The organism is Phyllobacterium sp. 1468 (genome assembly GCF_031455525.1).
Classification (GTDB): Bacteria; Pseudomonadota; Alphaproteobacteria; order Rhizobiales; family Rhizobiaceae; genus Phyllobacterium.
The window spans coordinates 95,031-114,608 of sequence record NZ_JAVDSX010000009.1 but is presented as its reverse complement, the minus strand read 5'-3'; the positions used below and the strand labels follow the sequence as shown (position 1 = coordinate 114,608).

The window sequence follows — 19,578 nt, the reverse complement described above, 5'->3', positions numbered from 1 at the left end:
GCCCCTCAAAGCGTCAAGCGTGCAGTGGCAAGTTCTTGCGATGTCGAGACCGGTCAACCGCCTCGCCATCGAGGATCATGGTAGCAGGGCCGAGCTCTTTTGCCGCGGCGGCAATCGCTGGCAAATAGGATGTCCAGTCGCGGCCACCACGAGTGATAATCCTCACCCGGCGTGGTTCCACATGGACAGCAAGCCGATAGCCATCCCATTTGACTTCATAGGCCCAGTTATCGCCGGTTGGCGGTTTTTTTCACCAGGAAAGCGAGGGCAGGTTCAATTCGAGCGGCATTGGAGCAAGCGCGAGCTACGGCTGTCGCTTCTCGTGCGGCTTGGTCAGCTGGCTCTTATAGTCATTTTTTTATGCACCATGAATTTTAAAAAATCATTGGCTCTGTTTGTTCTAGCCAAACTATCCAACAAGCTACGCTGGCAAAGGCAACAGCGATACAAAATAGTATGGCGTAATGCCGGTAAGGCAGTCGATTCCGGCTCTTGACCGGTTCGTCCTCTAAACTTATTCGCATTGGATCACTCCCTGCGTATAATTTGGCCTTCATGCATTTCGAAGACGCCGTGTCCTCCCCCTTGGGCATAGAAATCTATTTCCAAGTCCCTCCATCTGCCAAGAACCATGTCGCAGGAACTACAGTGAATCAGAGTGTGGTCCTTCACGTCATCCGGGATGCGAAGATAGATCGTTCCGCACTTCGGACATTCCAGGTTGTGATCGAGGCGTTGGTGCGTCTGACTACCTCCCAAAATCAGACAGGAAATTTTACGCTCAATTTTCGCCGCTACAACTGAATGTCTTTCACTGGACAATTCGTGGCCATGGAACGAACTAGTTCCAGGCCTGTTTCACACCATGCAAAGGGTGGCAAATGACACCGCGAAAACCGACTCGACGGAAACCGCCACCCAATGGTTGAGGCGCAGCATGAGCAATCGCGAATTTCAGGAGGCTATGAGGTCTGGCCACTTTCCCATCTCGACCAGCGAGGCATTTCAAATCCTTCTTGCTAGATCAGCAAGAACGCGGCTTTCCTGCAAGCCGTGGCCACGCATTCGAGGGGTCGCCGCCGTGTTCCCCACCGAAGGTCACACCTCTAACATTATGAAATTGCCCGCTATGGTTCTCTGCGTGAACGGGTAAAGGTTTTGGGAAATGAAGAGGCGCATGTTCTCCTCAGTGAAATCCTCGACCAGGAAAAGGCCGCCAACAACAAGCTTACAAACTTGGCGGTTACCTCGATCAACAAGTAGCATCCAATCGCTACGAACTCTGGTTATCTCCCTAAGCGTTTTTATCGACACTTGTCAGAATTCGGGCACGGGCGAGAAGGTGCTGCAAGAGCTCAACGGTCTTGGCCGCCTGTTCCAGTGAGATTGGTGGGGCAGGCGACACGCTCTTGCGTTGTATGCGAATATTCCGGAAGTCTCCCAAGGTCTTTGCTGCACCCGGAACGACGGTTTCAAGTTGGGCAATCATCGCGGCCAGCTGTGACACGTCAACCTTGTGGGCGGTGTTGGGAATCACTTTGATCCCGGCATGGTTGAGGACCGCAAGACTTACCTGGCGGACGCCTTCAACGGCTAGCAGGAAGCGGGATTGGGTAGTGGTTACAATGCGAGCGTCCGTCAAATATGCCTCAGCATCCACCAGGCGCTGGCGAATGACCGCTTTATCGCGCCGGGTGATTTTGACCGCGCCAATCTTGACGAGGTTTTGAATGTTTGCTTCCCACGTCATCTTGATCGCTGGTGGCTACTCCAGGTCCGGTACGTCGCCTGATTGAAACAAAATCGTTGGTGACCCATAGCCTCCCGCCTCGGGCTGAGCATCGCGAATCCACGCCAGGACGCCAGCGCATTTTACCGCGAGATAACGCGCCATTCGAGTGGCCTCTTCCGGGGTATCGAATTGCATTGGATCATATGCGGGCACAAGTAGCCCATTATCCGCTCTGCTGAATGCGACGACGACTATGAGGTGTGCGGGATGGGCTTTGGCGTCAGCCAATTCAGCCATCCTTTTTTTTCATCAGTTTCGATAACTGGTTTTCTATCGCGAGCGCGATATCGTCGCGCCGCGCCAAGGAAAGGTTGTCGGCTATTTCTATAATGGCCGACAGAATTTCGTCCCTGTGCCAACCCATGTCCGATGCATGACCGACAAGCTCTATTAACTTGTCCTCAATCGCCAACTGACATGAATCAAAGCGTTCAGGATGAGTCCTTGGGTGGTGCGGCTTCGGTATAGGCATAGCACATCGGCGCTGACGTTTGGGTTACAGGATTGATGATATTCCAACTCGGGTTCTGTGCAAGTGTGTCGCGCTCGCGTTTTCTTTTTTGACGAGTTAGGACTATGTTCTTTTTTTGTCTCATGACAAGGACGATAAAAACATGGACCGACGGAAAGAGACGATAGGAGCGGTTGGGGGCGCTGAAAATTCTAAAAGATACGGAAGCAGTGACAAGGAACTAGCGAGCGCTCACGCAAAGGATGTCTCTCGAGAGCCTTCAACTCGGCTCGGTAACATTCGTGCACGCGTCGAAACGATAGCGGAACTGGTTGGATCCGTTAGCGTTTAGGATAAAGACTTACTGCTCGTCTCGGGGGAAAATTATTGCTTGAAACGTTTCACTACCTCAATTCCTTGCCGGTTTTTCCCCATGTGTTTGCTCTTGCGGTTGCCTATATCTTCGCTTTTCCGATTGGTCTGGATCGTGAACGCGAAGAGCGCAGCGCGGGAGTGCGCACCTTTCCCATTGTAGCCTTGGCAAGCTGCGGTCTGATTCAAGGAACCGAAAGTGTTACGGCCGACAATCCCGAGGCCACGGCTCGTATTATTGAGGGACTGATCACTGGCGTAGGCTTTATTGGCGGCGGCGCTATCCTGCAACTCAAGAATTCTGTCCGTGGCACCGCAACAGCTGCAAGCATCTGGTCGACCGGCGCAATTGGTATAGCGGTCGGACTTGAGGAGTTATGATGTGGCGTTCATCATCTCGCTTTTCACCTTTCTCACTTTGCGCCTGATGCTGCCGTTGAAAAAGGAGCCGAAGCAAGACTGAAATCCGGCGAGGATGGATGGCACATTCCGCTTGCCTCCAGATGTTAGGGCCGGATGGTTCAAAGCTTGGTTGTGGGCAATCCAACCCATGGGAATCCGGAATATGCCTAACATTCGGTTCACCGAGCCGCGTTGGGCCGGAAGCGGCGCGAGTCAATCGAGCCGCCCATCCCGAATACGTACCAGGAAGTCTTCGGTACCGATCTGCCCGACTTCGCGGGCGCCTGATTAACGCCAACGCGATCGAGGCCGACGTCGTACGACCCTAAACGACGCCAGGCCCCGGCCGAAGAGTTCGGCGCTCTCCGACGGATTACGAACTATTTTAGCGAAGTTTTGTTCCTCTTTGCAGTCTTGGTGAGGTTTGACCTTGTGGACATCCCTGCGCGAACAAGCCGATGCCTGACCTGCCGGATATACGATATGAAAGCAGGCCGGGTGCACTATAGTCAGCATTCAAGCCTGCGCTTGGAGCGTTAACAACGAGGAAACGCTCGAGCCTCTGGAACGCAAATTACCAGAGGTTCGAGCCTCGTTGGGCCTGCTGTTAAAGAAGTGCTACTCTCTTTAGCGGGCCTTGCCGGCACCGGCGCTCTTAGAATACTCTCAAAATGGCAACGAGGTACGGACTAAAGACCTGTGAGGCCGTCAGACTAAAGTCCGACCCTGGCGATTGCTAAGTTACCAGCCGGTGAGGCTTGGCTTGGTTACAGAGCAGCGTTGATCGCGGCGCTGTAGGCAGCAGCCCGACCAACTAGAAGCGCTAAACTAGCCGGCCGGGCGCTTTGCCTGAAGTGTCATGAAAGGGTGTGTCGGCTTCAGGCTCATTGTCAGCTATCGTGAGTTAACTGACCGGCTCTAACGACAGCACTGGTCGATTAGTTCCCTACCTGTCCAACGGACAAGCCCGATCTGCCGGAAAACGCAAGACCGGCGGATCGGGCCGTTCAGCCTGCCTGAAAAAGAAGCCGAGTTCTAACAGGCTTGGCCGACACGGGGAGTCGGCACTCGGTGGTTTTTCAGAAAAATGGCAACAAAAAGGAAATGACGTCTTCTAGATGCTATTCTATGCTGCGCAAAGCGTGGTCAATGCGCCTGATGCTGCTCGCCGGTCTGTTATCCGGCATCGAGGCCGCTCTACCGCTCTCACGTTCAAAAGTAGGCGGCACGCTTCTCGGAATCGAGGCGATCAGCGTGAGCACGAGAAGAAGGGGTCATTTCGTCTGGCTCATAACCAGAAGTGTCGGAGGCTCAAATCCTCGCAACCAATGGCCCCGGCGTTTTAAGTGCCGGGGCAACACATGAATTATCGGCAAACTCGAGTTTTATGCACAACGACCCTACCATGGTCGCGGTGCTTAACTGTTTCAACATAACAGTCGTTAGTACGGTGCATTGGCCGGGCCATGGGACGGTGATGGTCGACACGCTTGACGACAACAGTGGTACTGGCGGCGAGCGACGGAGCGCTCAATCCCACTAGAGACGTAATTGTGATAGCAGCAGCAAGGAATATCTTTTTCATTTTCTACCTCTGGTGAAGTGACGAATGAAAACTACCCGAGGTTGAACGCCGTTCCTCCATTACAAAAATTTAAGGTTTGCAGGTGTTAGTACCGTAAGCTCAGAACGGTGACAGGGGATAGTTTTATGTTCGCCCCCCAAAGATGCCTATTGCGAAGAGGATACCGAAAGAGCCCAGACAGCCGATAATTGAGGCGAACATCAGGAAGCGCAAATTTTTGAATCGCTGCTCAATGAAGATGCTGCTTGCTCGGTTGTTCTTGCGGGCAGCTCGTACCCAGTACGAAAGCCCTATTTCTTCCGACTTAGTCGCGAGCGCTTCCGTCTTTGTCAATATGAGGAAGATAACGCAAAGCATGCCAACGAAGCTGACGAGAAAGACAGCAACGCACGCCCAGAACCCAAGGTTGACGAGAATCGGTTGTCCCGCCATTATAAACTTCATGAGTGCTAAGTCCTCGCAAGGCCATCGATTTTATTCCCAGCGTCTTAACATATGCTTTTGCAAACCTTGGGGTATCCTGTCGCCTACAGCATCAGCCCGCCTAGTGCGGGGTTTCTAATTCAACAGCGCTTGGCGTAAATCGTCCAGCATGGAGAGTGTCATTGGATCGGCCTTATCCTTCGCCATTTCCATGTAGCCGTGGAGGGCAGTGGGATATTGGCCGGGTCGAAGAGAGCCATTCTCTTGCAGGCATACCACGAGCATCTGAAAAGCTACGGTGACCGCCGACATGTGCGCAGCAATGACTTCGTGATCTGGTGACACTTTGGACTTTGGCATGAAGTTCCTCCGAGGTTTCCCGACACGCTAACACGCTTCGAATACCCCTTCACGCCCTCCAATTCGGGATGTTCCATGGACCTCGAACTTGCTCGCGAGTTTGATGGCTTATGCTACCAATGTATTGAAATACGAATGTCCGGAAGACGTTCCCGAGACAAAGGTCGAGCCTGACCTGGAATGTCGTGGGCTGTTTCGCTAGTCCTCAGGTTTATGTCTGTTAGCCCGCTCGAAGCCTTCGTTCCATTGCTTCCAGTGACGTGAGTTTTCGCGGTAGGGATTGTCCAGCTTGACGCCAGTTTCTCTTGAGCGGCGAGCGTCTCTCAGCCCATTGTTGTAAGGGACACCCTGCCTCCGGTCGATTTCGGGTTTTGGTTCGATCGCTCCGAGTTTGATCGAAGCTTTGACTACGGCAATGAATGCGTCGAAGTGCTGTTTGAGGTTCATCTTTTCCGAATACCTATCTTGAACGACTGAACAATAGGTGCCCGATGCGTTGCACCAAGCGTGAACCCGAGCCGGCGATGGCTGATCCCATCCTTGTCTCCTACAAGGAACATGTCCTGATGCTTGTAACGTGGCAGGATCATCCAGGTTCCTACATTGGCGTGGAGGCGACGGGCGATACTCACGCTCCGTTCTTTCATGGCATCATTGAGCCAGGCACCATAACGAAGTGGTTCAAGCCGTCATGAATCGCCGCGGCATTCTTGGCACTCGTCGCAATTGTCTTCGTATTGCGCTCAGCTGAGTTCTTGGGCGAGCCCGATGAGGAGCCCTTCAGGTCCACGGATGTAGCAGAGCCGATACACTTCCTTGTACTGGACTACTTCGCCTACCAGCTGCGCGCCGCGCGTGTGAAGCTTCTCAAGTGTTTCGTCTATGTCGTCTACAGTGAACATGGCGCGGAGGTAGCCGAGAGAGTTGACCGGTGCGTTCCTATGATCCGAGATGACGGGCGGCCTGACGAAGCGAGAGAGCTCGAGTCGGTTTTGGCCGTCCGGTGTGCGCATCATGGCAATCTCGACGTGCTGATCGCCCAACCCAGTGATACGTCCGGCCCATTTGCCTTCGATCGTCGCCCGCCCTTCGAGCTCAAGGCCGAGTTCGCTAAAGAAATCAATCGTTGTTTCGAGGTCTTCGACGACTATACCTACGTTGTCCATCCGCTTGAGCGCCATGTTTCCAATCTCCAATGTGTCCTTCCACTCTACATGTCGTCTAGCGTAACTACGAAAGCTTGTGCGGCAGGGGACCCAATCGCCGATACAATCACCGCCAAATGCAATGGGGAAGCCATGACCTGCCACTAGCGAGCGGTGTGGATTGGATACGCGTGCCAACGCGATAGAGCATGTGTTGATTCCAGGGCAAAGAGGCTAACGGGTTAAGACGGCGAGGCGATGGCAAGAACGATAGCAATTACCAGCAACAGTGGTCCCATCCATCTGAAATGGTTAACAAAGTTTGCGAGCCGAGCTTCTGAGCACCTTGGTTGGAAGTTGGAAAAGAAAGGTAGCGAAAGCCTACAGCTGTCATCCATATTCCGGCGCAAAACATAATGAACTCATCAATGTAAGCTGCAATCATGGCCATTTCCCTCTCGCATACAGCGATCTAACCGTGTCGCTAGAACGTAAGAGGGGAACACTCGCCGGTCAAACCCAGCCCGAGCAATAGCTTGAGGAAATGGAGGTTTATTCTCCAAATTCAGCTATGCGCTTGGCTCATGACGTCGGTTCCCAATCCGGCTCCTGCACCAATCACGATGGCCGAGTTACAGCTGGGTCGTATCTGACTCCGGCACCCCGTCTTGCATTAAATCCGGAACGATCAAATTAGCTGAGAGTTGTTCAAGTGCTGAATTGAACCCGGAGCATCAACATGAAAACACTGGCAGAGCTATTCGAACACACCCTCAAAGATGTTTATTACGCCGAGAATGCTATCGCAAAGGCACTTCCGAAAGTATCCAGCGCGATAAAAAACCCAGCGCTTAAACAGACTTTGAATGATCATCTTGCAGAAACAAAGGGCCAGATCAAAACCTTGGAAGAGGTTTTCAAGACCATTGGTGTAAAGGCGCAAGGCGAAAAATGCGATGCTACAGACGGTCTCCTGAAAGAGACGGATGGCATTCTGGCGGAAGCCCAAGGCGTTGCCTTGGAAGCCGGGGCATTGGCCGCTTGCCAAGCGGTGGAACATTATGAAATCGCTCGTTATGGTTCTCTGCGCGAATGGGCGAAAGTTCTGGGCAATGAGCAGGCTCATGTTCTGCTGAGTGAGATTCTTGACCAAGAAAAAGCAGCCAATAACAAACTTACGAACTTAGCCGTTACCTCGATCAATAAATAACAGTCGCCAATAAGCATTAGAAAACCCGGCAAACCATGGTTGCCGGATTTGACTTCGTTAACGGCAGACTTTGGTCTTGCACACAATCATTTGGCTATGAGAACGGTGCTCCACCGTTGTTACCCCGGTGGTGGTAAGTGGACCGCGCGATATTAAGGCAATTTAGTATTGGTCGTCCAACGAAGGTCGCTGAGACGATCCTGCGAGTTCCAGCCATGTGATTTGCGTGACAACGGACCTAGGGACAGGGAACACTCGCCGGGCGCATGGGAAGAGCTTCAGGGTTTCCCGCCATGGAAATCTTTCGCCAAGTTCTGGCGGAACTATAAGCAGTTCTACCGGTTCACCTTTCAAACGAAAGGACGAACAATGGTCAATCAGCGCACACCAGACAATAACGTCAAGGAAACTGCGAGGGAATCGAGACAGGGTCCACTCGGCAAACCCGTTCTTTGGGTTCTAATCGGTGGTTTGCTGCTTGCACTCTTGGCCTGGGGTGGCGCCGAAATGTTTGGCGAAAGCACTGACAATCAAGCGACCCAAGGTCAGAATGCCCCTACGACTGACCAGAACAAACCTTCCGATCAGACGCCGCCAACAGGCGATCAGCCAACGACTAACGCACCTGCGGAAAAGTCGACGCCACAAACTGGCTCAGGCGGAGATACCCAAGGCAAGCCGCAAAGTATCGCCCCACAATAGGATTTGTGCGGCGTGGAGAAGTAGTCATCTTGTGGGGCTCATAACTCAAGTATCATCGGTTTGATCCGAATCAGCGCTTGAGATATCTCGCACATAGCAAGAATAACGGAATGGATGCTGCCCAGAAAATGGCACCTTGCATCAGCCTGTAAGAAACGACGCCGACAATTCCTCCGAAGAGGAACGCAACGATTGTTGCAGAATGCAGCTTTAAACGCTGGATCGCACCAATTCGTGCTTTCGTTTCATTCGATCTCCATAGCGTTGCCAACCCAACGCCTATGTCGGTCGCTACTCCGGAAACGTGCGTCGTCCTGACCCGGCCCGTCGATATGCGTGTAGAGGCGGCGTTTTGAATCCCCATCGTGAAGCTGAGGATGCCGACGATTGAAGTCCCTATCAAAGGGCCGGAACCATGAATATCCAAGGCCCCCACTACAAGGAGCAAGCATGCTTCTGCCAGGAGTGTAAGTGCATAAACCCTACGCCAGTTCTTATCTTTGCCGAGCTGGATAAATAGGGACGCTGCGAACGCTCCTAAAATAAACAGCACGACAATCGATGCGAAGGCTGTGGCGACAGCAAACTGCCCAAGCGAAACATGGTCCGAGAGAAGCGATACATTGCCTGTCATATTTGCGGAAAAATAGCCAAAAGCAAAATAGCCGGCACTATTCACCGTGCCAGCAACAAACGAGAGTATTGCCGCCAGCATAAGATCGATACGAGTTGTGCGGCTGTCGCCCTCTTGAATAAGCATTGCAGACCCTGAAACGCGTTAAAGCACAGCAGCGCTGAGTCTCTGACGAAAAGCAATATATCGCCGCACATCGTAGTGCGCTTGCGGTGGCCTTCGGGTTGCCGTTTCCATTTGGAGAGCCGGTATGCGTTGGATCAAGGGCGAGCCCGAGCTCGCAATGACTGATGCCATCCTTGTGACGCACAAGCAACACGGTCTTATGCTGGCGATTTGGCAGGAGCACCGAGGTTCTTATATCGGCGCCAAAGCCACGGGTGATACGCATGGCCCGTTTTTTTCACGGTATCATCGAGCCTGGTGGGATAACGAAGTGGTTTAAGCCAATTTGACGGCAAAACGCCACAAGAGCTTTACTTACGCGTCTTTCGAGCGCGGATAAATTCGTTGATCCTTTCGCAATCACCGTTGTATTTGTTGATCAACTGTTCTGCGTCATCTTTATTAAGACCAAACGCTTCCACAAGATGGTCAACCGTATAGGTCTCTCCAGCCTTTCCAGAGGTGCGGTTCTTCCAACCCGAAGCCTGTTTATCGTGGGTCATTACATTTCCTCCGCGCATACGTCGCGCAGATTATTGGACGCTCACCAATAGCGAAATGCAAGCGGAGATCGATTGAGATGTTGGCGTCACGCCCAATTCCAACTGAAGACATTACCGCCGCTGATGCGAGGATGAGCTTTGCTCCGGATGCTAATTTGGTCGAGTGGGCTAGAGCGACGTTCATCGAAGATGATGGCAAGCTGTTCAATCCACACCACTCCATTTGCAGTCGGCTTCCATGGGTATGCTCTGGACCAATGTAAGCAACAGCCGCAAGGGCCGTCGCATCGTTGGACAGTGTGAAGAGGGCGAGCCATCGGGAATGATGGGTAAATGGGAGTAAGGCTCGGGCAGAAGAGCAGATTGTGGGATGGTTCGGTCATGTCCCCGATTTCATTCTTACCTTCGAGGCTGAATACGCCATGTCCTGTAGCGACGCAGAATTCTGCGCATTGGTCGAGCATGAGCTCTATCACGCCGCACAAGAGACGGATCCTTTCGGCGCTCCAAAGGGTAGGCCGGGTGCCGACGAAGTGGGCACTATGGTCAGCAATCGAAGCCTGCGCCTGCATGGTTAACAAAAGAAAAAGCTCGAGCCTCCGGAACGCAATTTACCGGAGGTTCGAGCCTCGTTGGCCTGTTGTGAAAAAGAAGTGATACCTTCTTTCAGCAGGCCTCGCCAGGCACGGGGGTGCCAAGGTGCTCCTAAAATACTCTCAAAATGGCAGCGGGATACGGACCGAAGGCTCAGACTAAGGTCTGACAGTTTGATGATGACGATCCCGGCAAGGGAACCGAACTTCCTTCGGGGGGCCGGGACTCGTTGCCCAACAAAACCGGGCACTGCCGACATGATGGTCACCTCTATACAGGGCGTCAAATCACAAGAGCGGATTAGCTGTAGTGATCGCGACGTTGCTGCTTCGGCAAGCCTTAGGATTACCGGCGCGCGTGCCCGCACCATGGGGCAGCAAAGCCAGATCTACCGGAAACGCAATGACCGACAGACCGGGCTTCTGCTGACGATGTGGGCATCTCAGCGCCGCCACCATACCGACATTCCTCAAAAAGGAAATGACCACGAACAGAGCAGCGTTGATCGCGGCGCTGTAGGCAGCAGCCCGACCAACTAGAAGCGCTAAACTAGCCGGCCGGGCGCTTTGCCTGAAGTGTCATGAAAGGGTGTGTCGGCTTCAGGCTCATTGTCAGCTATCGTGAGTTAACTGACCGGCTCTAACGACAGCACTGGTCGATTAGTTCCCTACCTGTCCAACGGACAAGCCCAATCTGCCGGAAAACGCAAGACCGGCGGATCGGGCCGTTCAGCCTGCGTGAAAAAGAAGTCGAGTTCTAACAGGCTTGGCCGACACGGGGAGTCGGCACTCGGTAGTTTTTTCAAAAATGGCAACAAAAAGGAAATGACGATGCGTCTCATAGACGACTGGCGCTCTGTGCTGCGCAAAGCGTGGTCAATGCGCCTGATGCTGCTCGCCGGTCTGCTGTCCGGCTTTGAGGCCGCTCTGCCGCTGCTCGACGGCTTTCTCCCAATCCCGCAACGCCTGTTCGCCGTGCTGACCCTCTTCGCGGTCGCAGCTGGCTTCGTTGCTCGCCTTATCGCTCAAGAAAATCTGAAAGGGCGCCAATCAACAAGATCAGGTCAAGCAGCCGTGCAAAGGCCTCCATCGCCTCAGTTATTCTATCCGCTTCTGCGACTGGCTGGTTAGCGTTTTTCTCCTTTGTTCGAATCACTCCGCCGGCGGTCGCATCGTCAATGGTCTGGTCTTGCGTCGCGAGATGGGTGACAAGCAGCGCCTGGGCGAAGCTGAACTCTGCGTCTCGGGACTCTAGCCGATGAGCGCCGTTATCGTCGCCATCCTTCGCGCCCTCAGCATCTTCCTCGGCATGCTCGGCTATTACGAGGGTATGCCAGCGAAAGTGCCCGTCGGCGGCCTCGTTCCGGCTCGTCAATACGGACACACAAGCAAGCTAGGCAACATTGTCTTCGTCTGTGACCGGCCTCTCGGCCACAGTTATCCACCAGTAGTGATATTCATTCAGTGTTTCATCGTTCCAGGCGCACCATCGGTGATTTTCCGGTTCCTCTTCGCTATGATCAAAGACCTCCATAAAAGTCTCGATGGCAGCTATGCACTCTTCACGGCTCTCATAGAGCGGGGGAAGGGGCTCATCCCACAGGATGTCGCCGAACGTTGTTCGAACTCCGTGTTTGATCCGAAGCATTTCCGTTCTTTCCGTGACCTTATGATGGACCGGCCCCGGACTGAATGAGGCTCAGCGGTGCCGATATCCATGGGGGATAAATCCGCCGAGCCTCCGTCCAGTGGGCACGGGACATTTCATTAGACCTCAAGGTATGAAATTCGGCAAGATCTCCAGAATTTTGGGTGCCTGCTAATTTCCTGAAAGGCCGGCGCGCTTTACAATCTCAGGCGCGATCCCGTTTTTCGTTCCTTGAGTGCCATTTCGCCGGCCCCGGTCAATATCCATGACCATCGTATCGGCCCGACCTGGTCCCACTTAATCCATCCTTGTCGCTCGCATGACGTGGCCGTTGAACCACAGCCTGTGATTTCGGTCGAACAGCGGGTCGCCATGAAGCCCACTGAGCCAAATGTATTGAAGTTCGGTCATGCCATGCGTCTCTGTTTGCTCTTGTGCCACCGGAATGACTTGCCGGTAGGCGGTCCACGTTCGGGCTCATCCACGTAGTTGCCGGCTTCCTTGGCCGCCTGGATGAATGCAAAGCGCGCCGATCCGGGGGAGAGGTCGCCCTCGAGGCAAGCCAACAGCGCATGCTTCGCAGCGGTCAGTATCTCGCTTTCCTCGATCGGCCAATCTGTGAGAATCATTTCTGCGGCTTGAAGTGCCGAGGTAGGCGCGTCCGGCTGCAACGGCGTCAACTAAAGTAAGCAGGTAGGCAAACAGCGCCAGCGAGGCCATGCCTGGCATGATCCAAAGGGCCGAATGTCGTGCCTGAGCCACTCCCAGAAGGCGAAGCAACCGGCGATCTTGCGATGCCGCGCCGGCATAAACCAGAATCGTCAACATGCTCACCTATATAGATGGTTCCGCTGCCCGAGCTAGAGGCCGCATATGCAACTGCGTCTGTCATGCGGACAATGCCATGCGATCAGCTCTCAGCCAAGCGGCCATTCCGGTGGCTGTTGTCTGCCAAGGTCTCGATCACGCAGCATTCAGCGACTCGGCCACAGGCGCATTCCTCGATCATCCGTTCCAATTCCGTTCGCAGGGCGCTGAGGCTTGCAATGCGTTCCTCGACTTCAGCGAGGCGCGCTGATGCAATCCTGTCGGCAACGCTGCAAGATTGATCCGGATTGTCCTGCAGCGAGAGAAGCGCACGGATTGCCTCGATGTTGAAGCCGAGCTCACGCGCATGCCTGATGAAGGCAAGTCGCGCTATACCCTTCTTGTCGTAGCGCCTTTGCTGCCCTTCCGTGCGAGGTGGGGGCGCCAAGAGGCCAATCTGTTCATAGTAACGTATGGTTGGCACCTTTACCTGTGTGCGCCGCGCGAGTTCGCCAATCGAAAAATCCATGAAAAAACCCCCTTGAACCTTTAGTCACTATAGGGACTAGGGTGCCAACATTAAAGGAGGCACTGCATGGCTGAACATTGCTGTAATCACGAAACGAGCACTTCTTGCGCACCGGCGCCGTTGGACTTTCCGGTGGACAAGCCAGCCGCTCTCCACAAGGTTGAAGACACTTGCTGTTCCGGTGGAGTGCCAATCTTTGACGGCCTAAACCCGCGCTACAAGCGGATACTCCGGACTGTGATCGCCATCAACGGTGCGATGTTCCTGATGGAGATGCTAGCAGGTCAGCTGGCGGGTTCGCAGGCGTTGAAGGCGGATGCTCTGGACTTTCTGGCTGACACTGTCACCTACGGGTTGAGCCTCGCCGTGATCGGGGCAAGCCTGCGCACCCGCGCAACAGCCGCCCTGTTCAAGGGACTCTCGCTTTCCGTCATGGCTCTCTGGGTCTTTGGTTCGACCGTCTATCAGGTCTTTGTCCTCGGAGTTCCAAGCGCTGAAGTAATGGGTGTCATCGGTTTCCTGGCGCTGGCGGCAAACCTTGGCTCCGTACTCCTGCTACGGCCCTATAAAGATGGTGACGCAAATGTTCGATCTGTCTGGCTCTGCTCTCGCAATGACGCGATCGGTAACGTTGTAGTGATGGCCGCGGCTTTTGGAGTGTGGGGCACGTCGACCGCATGGCCCGACTTGGCGGTTGCGGCACTCATGGCGGGTATCTTCCTTACATCTTCGGTGCAAATCCTCCGACAGGCGTGGAGGGAGTATCACGAGGGAAAGCGCCACGCTAGTCAGGTTGCCGTACATCGCGTTTGACCAACCGTGCTCACTCCTTCGCCCGTTTTAGCGTTTCTCGAAGTGGCATAGTCGGATGTTTCCATTACTATTGACATTGGGAGGACCGTTTATCGTTACCAAGAGATACTGAGGAACATTTTCAACCAAACGCGGTTTGTTGAATGTCGGAGGTTGCCGAATTCTTTGACGCGGGGCTCGATGTCGTCAAGGTTACAACGGCGTCGGGCCTCACCTAATCGTGTAAGGATTGCCTTCAGGAAGATACTAACCATCCAATCTGAGGTTTCTGCCCATGAACGACAAGCCCGCACGACAAAGATATAAAATGCCCCGGTAGTTTAAAGTCTGTATTTTCATCAGCGGGTGGTCATAGCAGTGATCATAGCAAACCTTTTAACTAGGATGTGAGACTAAGAGCGAGACTGGTTCTTCCCGGCCTCTTCCAAAAGGTCCAGAAGCTTTTCGAGGGCGCGCAGGTCCGCTCATCTAGGGGCACACAGAGCATTTCCAACACGTTCGGACTAGCGGGGCTTGGTGGCCTGCCAGCCAAGCCGTCTCTCCCGCCACACACCGGTAAGCAATTTTTCGATTTCCTCCGCGCTATGCTGCTGGAAACGACCAGCCAGCGTTACCGCCAAGGCGTAACGGTCTATCCGGGCCGGCCGCATCTCCTCGGCCCTGTCGGCTTGACGGTTGATTTCGCGCATGAGTTCCTCGTCGTCATCCATGATAGTCTCGTCCTTTCGCATCTCTGAACCATAGGTCTCTCCAATCCAAGGCTAGGATGTACTTAACGCCCAACGTCAGCAAGGCGTCGCAAGTTGCATCTCATGACCGGCCGGAGTGGAGTTGGATCGCCGCGAACAGCTGACCCCATCTTAAGAATAGAGCGGCCATATAAATAAAGAGTGAGTTTCAACTTTTGCCGCTTTTGCCGCCCGTTATTGTACGCGGAAATATGAAACGTTTGTTGATTTACAAGGGCAATCTATCGGCCTGTCACGCCGGGAAATCCAACGGACTGGCCATCTATCGCGCCTCTCAGTCATGCGGGACGGGGAGTCGGCTTTTTGCAATAGGCCCTGCGCGGTGGCTTGCTCTGGGATTTGCCGACTAACAACTCAGGGTAGTAAAGTCACCGATGCGCCCTGAAGCACCATCTGGTGGACTGGATAGCTCGGACTACCAGCGGCGCTCTTCCTTCGTTGCTCCGGTGCAACAGATGGTAGGGTCTTTAAGCAACAAGAAGTTTTGCACTACAACCTATTGATGTACCTACCGATCTCATAATTTGCAACTCCGGGCGCAGTAATGAGGTGCAAGGTCGGTGGGGACAGGCATTGGCAATGGGATTTTGGGGACACGGAACGCGCACCTCGCGGGAGTTTGCATTGCGGCGCTAGCGACAGCCTGTTCGTTCGGTTCACCAGCCTCGGCCGCCACTTATCTCGTCAGCAACGACACTGAGCTGCGAAATGCCATCACAAGGGCTAACGGTGATGGAGATGCCAGCGCAACAATTGTGTTGACGAGCAGCTTTGGTGGCAAACACAACCTTGCCGTCGCCAGCCAAACCGATCACGATCGATGCGCAAGGTTTTACACTTTCGGGTATCTATAACGCGGCAACCGTGGGCAGTAGAGGGGCAGTTCATCTCTCGGGTCCGTTTCCATCTGGCTCCCAGATAACGTTTTCCGGCGTGTTGGTTGCTGGTAGCGCCGGTCCTGCGGGCACGACATCTGGACAGACCGGGATCTGGCTGAACCAGTCAGCTGCGGCCGTCAACAATGGTTCGGTCACTGGTGGAGCAGGCGGATCCGGAGAGACGGGTGTTCGGATTTTTTCAAATTCGTCGCTGACCAATAATGGCGTTATCCAGGGAGGCGACAGCGCGCCACGACGTCTGGTGGAAATGGTGTCGATATTGGCGGTGCCACGCATTGGAACCGGAACCATCGTCAACACCGGCACGATCGAAGGCGGAGCCGGAGCGATAGCTATCGTAAACAACACAGTCAGCGCCAGCTTGGAACCTTATAAATAGCGGCATCATTCGCGCTGGGGCGGGTCAGGCCAATGCCATCTTGCTACAGTCGGGTGCGTCAAAGTCGTTGAGCCTCGAGCTTCAGGCCGGGTCGCTAATCGAAGGCAATGTTGTGGGCAACGCTGCGGTCGGCCCGAACGATACCTTCCGTCTTGGCGGAACCGAAGACGCCATCTTCGACGTGTCGGCCATCGGCCCGCAGTATCGGAATTTCGACACCTTCGAGAAGACAGGCGCCAGCACCTGGGCGCTGACCGGCACCGGCACAGCCACCACGAATTGGAATATCCTGGACGGCGCACTGCAGCTCGGCAATGGCGGCACCAGCGGCAGTGTCGTCGGTAATCTCACCACCGCCAGTGCCGGTACGCTCGCCTTCAATCGCTCCGACATTTTCAGCTTCAACAATCTTATTGTGGGCACTGGCGCGATCAGCCAGATGGGTAACGGCACGACGATCATAACCGCCGACAATTCCGCCTTCGCCGGCAGCACTGCGATCAAGGCGGGCAGCTGTCAGTGAACGGCATCCTTGGCGGGACAGTGAATGTTCAGACCGGCGGGCGGCTGCAAGGCATTGGCGAGGTCGGCACAACGACGAGCGATGGCACGATTGCGCCTGGCAACTCGATCGGCACACTGACGATCGACGGCAACTACACCGGCAATGGTGGCACGCTGGTCATCGAGTCCGAGCTCGGCGGCGATGCCTCGCCCACAGACCGGCTCGTCGTCACCGGCGCCACCGCGGGCACGACCAGTGTGCAGGTGACCAATCTTGGTGGGACCGGCGGACAGACGGTCGGAGGCATCAAGATCGTCGACGTGGGCGGCGCTTCGGGCGGCGTCTTTTCGCTGCTGGGTGACTATGTGATCAGTGGGCAGCAGGCGGTCGTCGCGGGTGCCTGTGGCTATACGCTGAACAAGAATGGGGTAAGCACCCCTGGCGATGGCGACTGGTACCTGCGTTCCCAATTGGCACCGACAAAACCGCCAACCACACCCCCGACAACGCCGCCAACGCCCCGCAGCTAGTGCAGTTAATAGGGGTGTGACCCCACACATCCTCGGGAATTCTAAGGTAGATTGCCTTGCAGTTCGGGCAGTCCAGCTTGTGGTCCAGTTCCTGAGACATCTTCGAGATCCCATGAAAGAGGCGCTGACCTGCATACGAATATTATAAAATTGTAAGTTTGCAACCATGTGTCTGCCCGCAGACGAAAAGATGTCTGCCAGTCGACAATTAGCGCTAGGACCCACGCCAAGCCCGAGCTTTGCGCCACCGTGTTGGCTTACCTACCACAGGCTCATTCTCTGGCGGTGCAATAAGTGGAGTACAATGGAGCGTTCTGCACACCCTCGTGTTGCTGCCGAGCAGTCGCAGACGTGCCCTCACAACCGGGTTAGGATGCTTGCTATGATCAGCGCGATGGCAACGCCGCCGACGAAGATGCAGACCTTCAACCACCATGGTGTTTTGTATTTGCGCCGTTCGAGTTTGTCATTCATCGCGAGCGGCCCTCGATTGGCTACACAGTTTCATACCTCTCTGATAAAGGGTATGCCGTCACCGCCCTGGGCGTCCCTTTTGGCTTTACTTAGAGGAGCCTCTTTTTCTTGACGAGACAATTCGGTCATGGATTCCACTGCTGGATACGAAAACGTCTGCAAGTTGGGCGGTCGAACTCGATGTAATCCCCGGTTCTCAGCAAAGATGCGACTGGATCACCTGAGATAGGGCAAATATCGATATTCATGAAGCTTCCTCCGGGCGGGCCAGGTCATCATTATGCACTTCGTGTTTTTATTGGTCGCAACAAAGTAATCCTCTTAGCCTCCACACAATGCCGATTTTCCGATGAATTTCCTCAATTTTTCGATGAGGAAAGTCTGTACCGAGTGCTTTGGCAAGGGCCATAGAATTCGTTCTCTTGGGACGGGACTGATAAGCGATATCGGCCTGTGCGGAAATCTCCGTCATGAGCCGCCTGTCATCTTCAGTCATGGTACGCTCCGGAGTGCCTCATGGTGGCAAGCGGTGTCATCGCATCCGTCGCCGCAATATAAAAAATAACCAGATCCCTACAATGACGGCGATTACCGCTAAAGCGTACAAGTTCCAATTGATAGAAATCATGTCGGATGAAATAGTCGTCATAGCGTTTGCAATCTAATGGAGTGTAATGATTAGGCGAAACCCGTTTAGATCATAGCAGATAAAAATATCCCATATCGATCTAATTTCGCTCGCCATCGCGTGAACGAGCTTTATCATCGCATCCGACATGGCCGTCAAAGTACAGTAGATCGAATGCATAGAGGATCGCCTCGCGTGCTGCCCGCGTTGCACGCCGGCCGCCAAGGGCCTGTTGCAATAATCCGAAGTTTGGTAGGCGCTTTTCGTCAAGCACAACCGCCTCACCATCGAGGATCATGGTAGCAGGGCCGAGCTCTTTAGCTGCCGCGGCAATTGCTGGAAAATAGGATGTCCAATCGTGGCCCCCGCGGGTGATGATGCGAACTCGACGCGGCTCCACATGGACAGCAAGGCGATAACCGTCCCATTTCACTTCATATGCCCAGTTGTTTCCGCTCGGCGGTTTCTTCACCAACAGGGCAAGAGCAGGTTCAATTCTCGCCGGCATTGGATCAAGCGCAAGCTGCGGCTGTCGCTTATCCCGCGGCTTGGTTGCTTGGCTCTGAGTGGTGCATCGAGATCGGACAGAAGGCCGATCGTCTGCAGTTTGCGGATGGAGCTTTTTGCCATTGGCCTTTAATGGTGCACGACGAGGCTAAGTTCCGTAACTTCCCATAGGTAATTTTGATTACACTAGGAAGCTAGTCACAACGATTTTAAGCAGCAGCGATTAGATAAATACTGACTCTGTATACTACCGAAGCATGTGGTATTCTAGACTTGGGTATGGATATTTCCTTCCATGCTCTTCCGATATGGTCCCGCATACGATATGATGAAAAGGAGAAACTCCATGCGAATGCTCAAGAGTGTTTGTATATGCGCGGCACTGATTGCTTTACCCGCGGCAGCGGCTGACAAACCACACAATGCCAAAGTTACGGTGGTCTTCGATCAAAAGCTTCCGAATGTGCCCGGTAAGAGCATGCGCGGCGTGTTGGTTGAATATGGTCCCGGTGGGTCTAATCCGTCGCACACTCACGCCAAGAGCGCCTTTATCTACGCTACCGTCATCCAGGGGCGCATCAAAAGCCAGATCAACGATGGCAAGGTCATAGTTTACAATACTGGTGAAAACTGGATTGAAGTTCCGGGCGATCACCATCGGGTCAGCGCGAACGCCAGTAAAAGCGAACCTGCGAAGATTCTCGCGGTTTTCGTAGTCGATACTGATGAAGCCGAGCTGACAAAACCTGACAAATAATCGCAATCGCCATCGA

At 54.0% G+C, this 19,578-nt stretch carries 25 protein-coding genes and 4 pseudogenes; 15 read left to right on the top strand and 14 right to left on the bottom strand.

Going from position 1 to position 19,578, the window contains the following annotated elements:
* Positions 1 to 55: 55 nt before the first annotated feature.
* Positions 56 to 281, bottom strand: a pseudogene (locus tag J2X72_RS25100) (ATP-dependent DNA ligase); the annotation flags it as partial.
* Positions 282 to 1,110: 829 nt separating this feature from the next.
* Here J2X72_RS25100 and J2X72_RS20970 point away from each other — a divergent pair.
* Positions 1,111 to 1,263, top strand: a pseudogene (locus tag J2X72_RS20970) (DUF892 family protein); the annotation flags it as partial.
* 31 nt (positions 1,264 to 1,294) lie between these two features.
* Here J2X72_RS20970 and J2X72_RS20965 read toward each other — a convergent pair.
* Both J2X72_RS20965 and J2X72_RS20960 read right to left on the bottom strand, forming a co-directional pair.
* Positions 1,295 to 1,750, bottom strand: coding sequence for a hypothetical protein (locus J2X72_RS20965; protein WP_210003830.1), 456 nt, complete (start codon positions 1,748 to 1,750; stop codon positions 1,295 to 1,297).
* 15 nt (positions 1,751 to 1,765) lie between these two features.
* On the bottom strand, positions 1,766 to 2,029 hold the full coding sequence (locus J2X72_RS20960; protein ID WP_210003829.1) for a hypothetical protein: 264 nt from the start codon (positions 2,027 to 2,029) through the stop codon (positions 1,766 to 1,768).
* Between the two features lie 601 nt (positions 2,030 to 2,630).
* Here J2X72_RS20960 and J2X72_RS20955 point away from each other — a divergent pair.
* Positions 2,631 to 3,078: pseudogene (locus tag J2X72_RS20955) on the top strand (MgtC/SapB family protein).
* A 2,082-nt stretch (positions 3,079 to 5,160) separates the two neighbouring features.
* On the opposite strand, the gene J2X72_RS20950 reads toward J2X72_RS20955, so the two are convergent.
* Positions 5,161 to 5,385, bottom strand: coding sequence for a hypothetical protein (locus J2X72_RS20950; protein ID WP_210003827.1), 225 nt, complete (start codon positions 5,383 to 5,385; stop codon positions 5,161 to 5,163).
* A gap of 198 nt (positions 5,386 to 5,583) precedes the next feature.
* Positions 5,584 to 5,832 (bottom strand): hypothetical protein, encoded by a 249-nt coding sequence (locus J2X72_RS20945; RefSeq protein ID WP_210003826.1) that lies wholly within the window; start codon positions 5,830 to 5,832, stop codon positions 5,584 to 5,586.
* A 77-nt stretch (positions 5,833 to 5,909) separates the two neighbouring features.
* On the opposite strand from J2X72_RS20945, the gene J2X72_RS20940 reads away from it, so the two are divergent.
* Entirely contained in the window at positions 5,910 to 6,080 is a 171-nt protein-coding gene (locus tag J2X72_RS20940; RefSeq protein WP_210003825.1) for a hypothetical protein, read from the top strand.
* A gap of 48 nt (positions 6,081 to 6,128) precedes the next feature.
* On the opposite strand, the gene J2X72_RS20935 is transcribed toward J2X72_RS20940, so the two are convergent.
* Together J2X72_RS20935 and J2X72_RS20930 are read right to left on the bottom strand one after the other, a co-directional pair.
* Positions 6,129 to 6,566 (bottom strand): VOC family protein, encoded by a 438-nt coding sequence (locus J2X72_RS20935; RefSeq protein ID WP_210003824.1) that lies wholly within the window; start codon positions 6,564 to 6,566, stop codon positions 6,129 to 6,131.
* Between the two features lie 206 nt (positions 6,567 to 6,772).
* Positions 6,773 to 6,975 (bottom strand): annotated as a pseudogene (locus J2X72_RS20930) (hypothetical protein).
* A gap of 294 nt (positions 6,976 to 7,269) precedes the next feature.
* On the opposite strand from J2X72_RS20930, the gene J2X72_RS20925 reads away from it, so the two are divergent.
* Both J2X72_RS20925 and J2X72_RS20920 read left to right on the top strand, forming a co-directional pair.
* Entirely contained in the window at positions 7,270 to 7,740 is a 471-nt protein-coding gene (locus J2X72_RS20925) for a ferritin-like domain-containing protein (RefSeq protein ID WP_210003823.1), read from the top strand.
* Between the two features lie 369 nt (positions 7,741 to 8,109).
* Entirely contained in the window at positions 8,110 to 8,442 is a 333-nt protein-coding gene (locus J2X72_RS20920; RefSeq protein ID WP_310075123.1) for a hypothetical protein, read from the top strand.
* Positions 8,443 to 8,512: 70 nt separating this feature from the next.
* On the opposite strand, the gene J2X72_RS20915 is transcribed toward J2X72_RS20920, so the two are convergent.
* Complete coding sequence (locus J2X72_RS20915) at positions 8,513 to 9,202, bottom strand: YoaK family protein (protein WP_210003821.1); 690 nt, start codon at positions 9,200 to 9,202, stop codon at positions 8,513 to 8,515.
* 124 nt (positions 9,203 to 9,326) lie between these two features.
* On the opposite strand from J2X72_RS20915, the gene J2X72_RS20910 reads away from it, so the two are divergent.
* On the top strand, positions 9,327 to 9,521 hold the full coding sequence (locus tag J2X72_RS20910; RefSeq protein WP_310075120.1) for a hypothetical protein: 195 nt from the start codon (positions 9,327 to 9,329) through the stop codon (positions 9,519 to 9,521).
* Positions 9,522 to 9,552: 31 nt separating this feature from the next.
* Here the strand turns inward: J2X72_RS20910 and J2X72_RS20905 are convergent, their stop codons facing one another.
* On the bottom strand, positions 9,553 to 9,744 hold the full coding sequence (locus tag J2X72_RS20905) for a hypothetical protein (RefSeq protein WP_210003820.1): 192 nt from the start codon (positions 9,742 to 9,744) through the stop codon (positions 9,553 to 9,555).
* A gap of 365 nt (positions 9,745 to 10,109) precedes the next feature.
* Between J2X72_RS20905 and J2X72_RS20900 the strand changes: the two genes are divergently transcribed.
* The 4 genes from J2X72_RS20900 to J2X72_RS20885 all read left to right on the top strand — a co-directional run bounded on the left by J2X72_RS20900 (position 10,110) and on the right by J2X72_RS20885 (position 12,033).
* Positions 10,110 to 10,322 (top strand): putative metallopeptidase, encoded by a 213-nt coding sequence (locus tag J2X72_RS20900; RefSeq protein WP_310075117.1) that lies wholly within the window; start codon positions 10,110 to 10,112, stop codon positions 10,320 to 10,322.
* Positions 10,323 to 10,595: 273 nt separating this feature from the next.
* Positions 10,596 to 10,877 (top strand): hypothetical protein, encoded by a 282-nt coding sequence (locus J2X72_RS20895; protein ID WP_210003995.1) that lies wholly within the window; start codon positions 10,596 to 10,598, stop codon positions 10,875 to 10,877.
* A gap of 291 nt (positions 10,878 to 11,168) precedes the next feature.
* Positions 11,169 to 11,468 carry a hypothetical protein gene (locus tag J2X72_RS20890; RefSeq protein ID WP_310075113.1) on the top strand — a complete coding sequence of 100 codons (300 nt, stop codon included), beginning with the start codon at positions 11,169 to 11,171 and terminating at the stop codon, positions 11,466 to 11,468.
* A gap of 127 nt (positions 11,469 to 11,595) precedes the next feature.
* A complete protein-coding gene (locus J2X72_RS20885; RefSeq protein ID WP_210003818.1) occupies positions 11,596 to 12,033 on the top strand; it encodes a hypothetical protein in 438 nt (145 codons plus the stop codon).
* A gap of 359 nt (positions 12,034 to 12,392) precedes the next feature.
* Here the strand turns inward: J2X72_RS20885 and J2X72_RS20880 are convergent, their stop codons facing one another.
* Positions 12,393 to 12,614: a DUF982 domain-containing protein gene (locus J2X72_RS20880; protein ID WP_210003817.1), complete on the bottom strand. Its 222-nt coding sequence runs from the start codon at positions 12,612 to 12,614 to the stop codon at positions 12,393 to 12,395.
* A 281-nt stretch (positions 12,615 to 12,895) separates the two neighbouring features.
* On the bottom strand, positions 12,896 to 13,321 hold the full coding sequence (locus J2X72_RS20875; protein ID WP_210003816.1) for a helix-turn-helix domain-containing protein: 426 nt from the start codon (positions 13,319 to 13,321) through the stop codon (positions 12,896 to 12,898).
* Between the two features lie 66 nt (positions 13,322 to 13,387).
* On the opposite strand from J2X72_RS20875, the gene J2X72_RS20870 reads away from it, so the two are divergent.
* Complete coding sequence (locus tag J2X72_RS20870) at positions 13,388 to 14,134, top strand: cation transporter (protein ID WP_310075111.1); 747 nt, start codon at positions 13,388 to 13,390, stop codon at positions 14,132 to 14,134.
* 503 nt (positions 14,135 to 14,637) lie between these two features.
* On the opposite strand, the gene J2X72_RS20865 is transcribed toward J2X72_RS20870, so the two are convergent.
* Positions 14,638 to 14,844, bottom strand: a complete 207-nt coding sequence (locus J2X72_RS20865) for a hypothetical protein (RefSeq protein ID WP_210003814.1) — start codon at positions 14,842 to 14,844, stop codon at positions 14,638 to 14,640.
* Positions 14,845 to 15,657: 813 nt separating this feature from the next.
* Between J2X72_RS20865 and J2X72_RS20860 the strand changes: the two genes are divergently transcribed.
* The 3 genes from J2X72_RS20860 to J2X72_RS20850 all read left to right on the top strand — a co-directional run bounded on the left by J2X72_RS20860 (position 15,658) and on the right by J2X72_RS20850 (position 17,196).
* Positions 15,658 to 16,161, top strand: coding sequence for a hypothetical protein (locus J2X72_RS20860; RefSeq protein ID WP_310075108.1), 504 nt, complete (start codon positions 15,658 to 15,660; stop codon positions 16,159 to 16,161).
* A gap of 67 nt (positions 16,162 to 16,228) precedes the next feature.
* Positions 16,229 to 16,684 carry a hypothetical protein gene (locus J2X72_RS20855; protein ID WP_310075106.1) on the top strand — a complete coding sequence of 152 codons (456 nt, stop codon included), beginning with the start codon at positions 16,229 to 16,231 and terminating at the stop codon, positions 16,682 to 16,684.
* Positions 16,681 to 17,196 carry an autotransporter outer membrane beta-barrel domain-containing protein gene (locus tag J2X72_RS20850; RefSeq protein ID WP_310075104.1) on the top strand — a complete coding sequence of 172 codons (516 nt, stop codon included), beginning with the start codon at positions 16,681 to 16,683 and terminating at the stop codon, positions 17,194 to 17,196. The genes J2X72_RS20855 and J2X72_RS20850 overlap by 4 nt, the downstream gene beginning before the upstream one ends.
* Before the next feature lie 769 nt (positions 17,197 to 17,965).
* On the opposite strand, the gene J2X72_RS20845 is transcribed toward J2X72_RS20850, so the two are convergent.
* Together J2X72_RS20845 and J2X72_RS20840 are read right to left on the bottom strand one after the other, a co-directional pair.
* On the bottom strand, positions 17,966 to 18,166 hold the full coding sequence (locus J2X72_RS20845; protein WP_310075102.1) for a hypothetical protein: 201 nt from the start codon (positions 18,164 to 18,166) through the stop codon (positions 17,966 to 17,968).
* A 232-nt stretch (positions 18,167 to 18,398) separates the two neighbouring features.
* Positions 18,399 to 18,731, bottom strand: a complete 333-nt coding sequence (locus J2X72_RS20840; protein WP_405044750.1) for a hypothetical protein — start codon at positions 18,729 to 18,731, stop codon at positions 18,399 to 18,401.
* A gap of 426 nt (positions 18,732 to 19,157) precedes the next feature.
* Here J2X72_RS20840 and J2X72_RS20835 point away from each other — a divergent pair, with 426 nt between their 5' ends.
* Positions 19,158 to 19,562, top strand: a complete 405-nt coding sequence (locus tag J2X72_RS20835; protein WP_210003950.1) for a cupin domain-containing protein — start codon at positions 19,158 to 19,160, stop codon at positions 19,560 to 19,562.
* Positions 19,563 to 19,578: the final 16 nt, after the last annotated feature.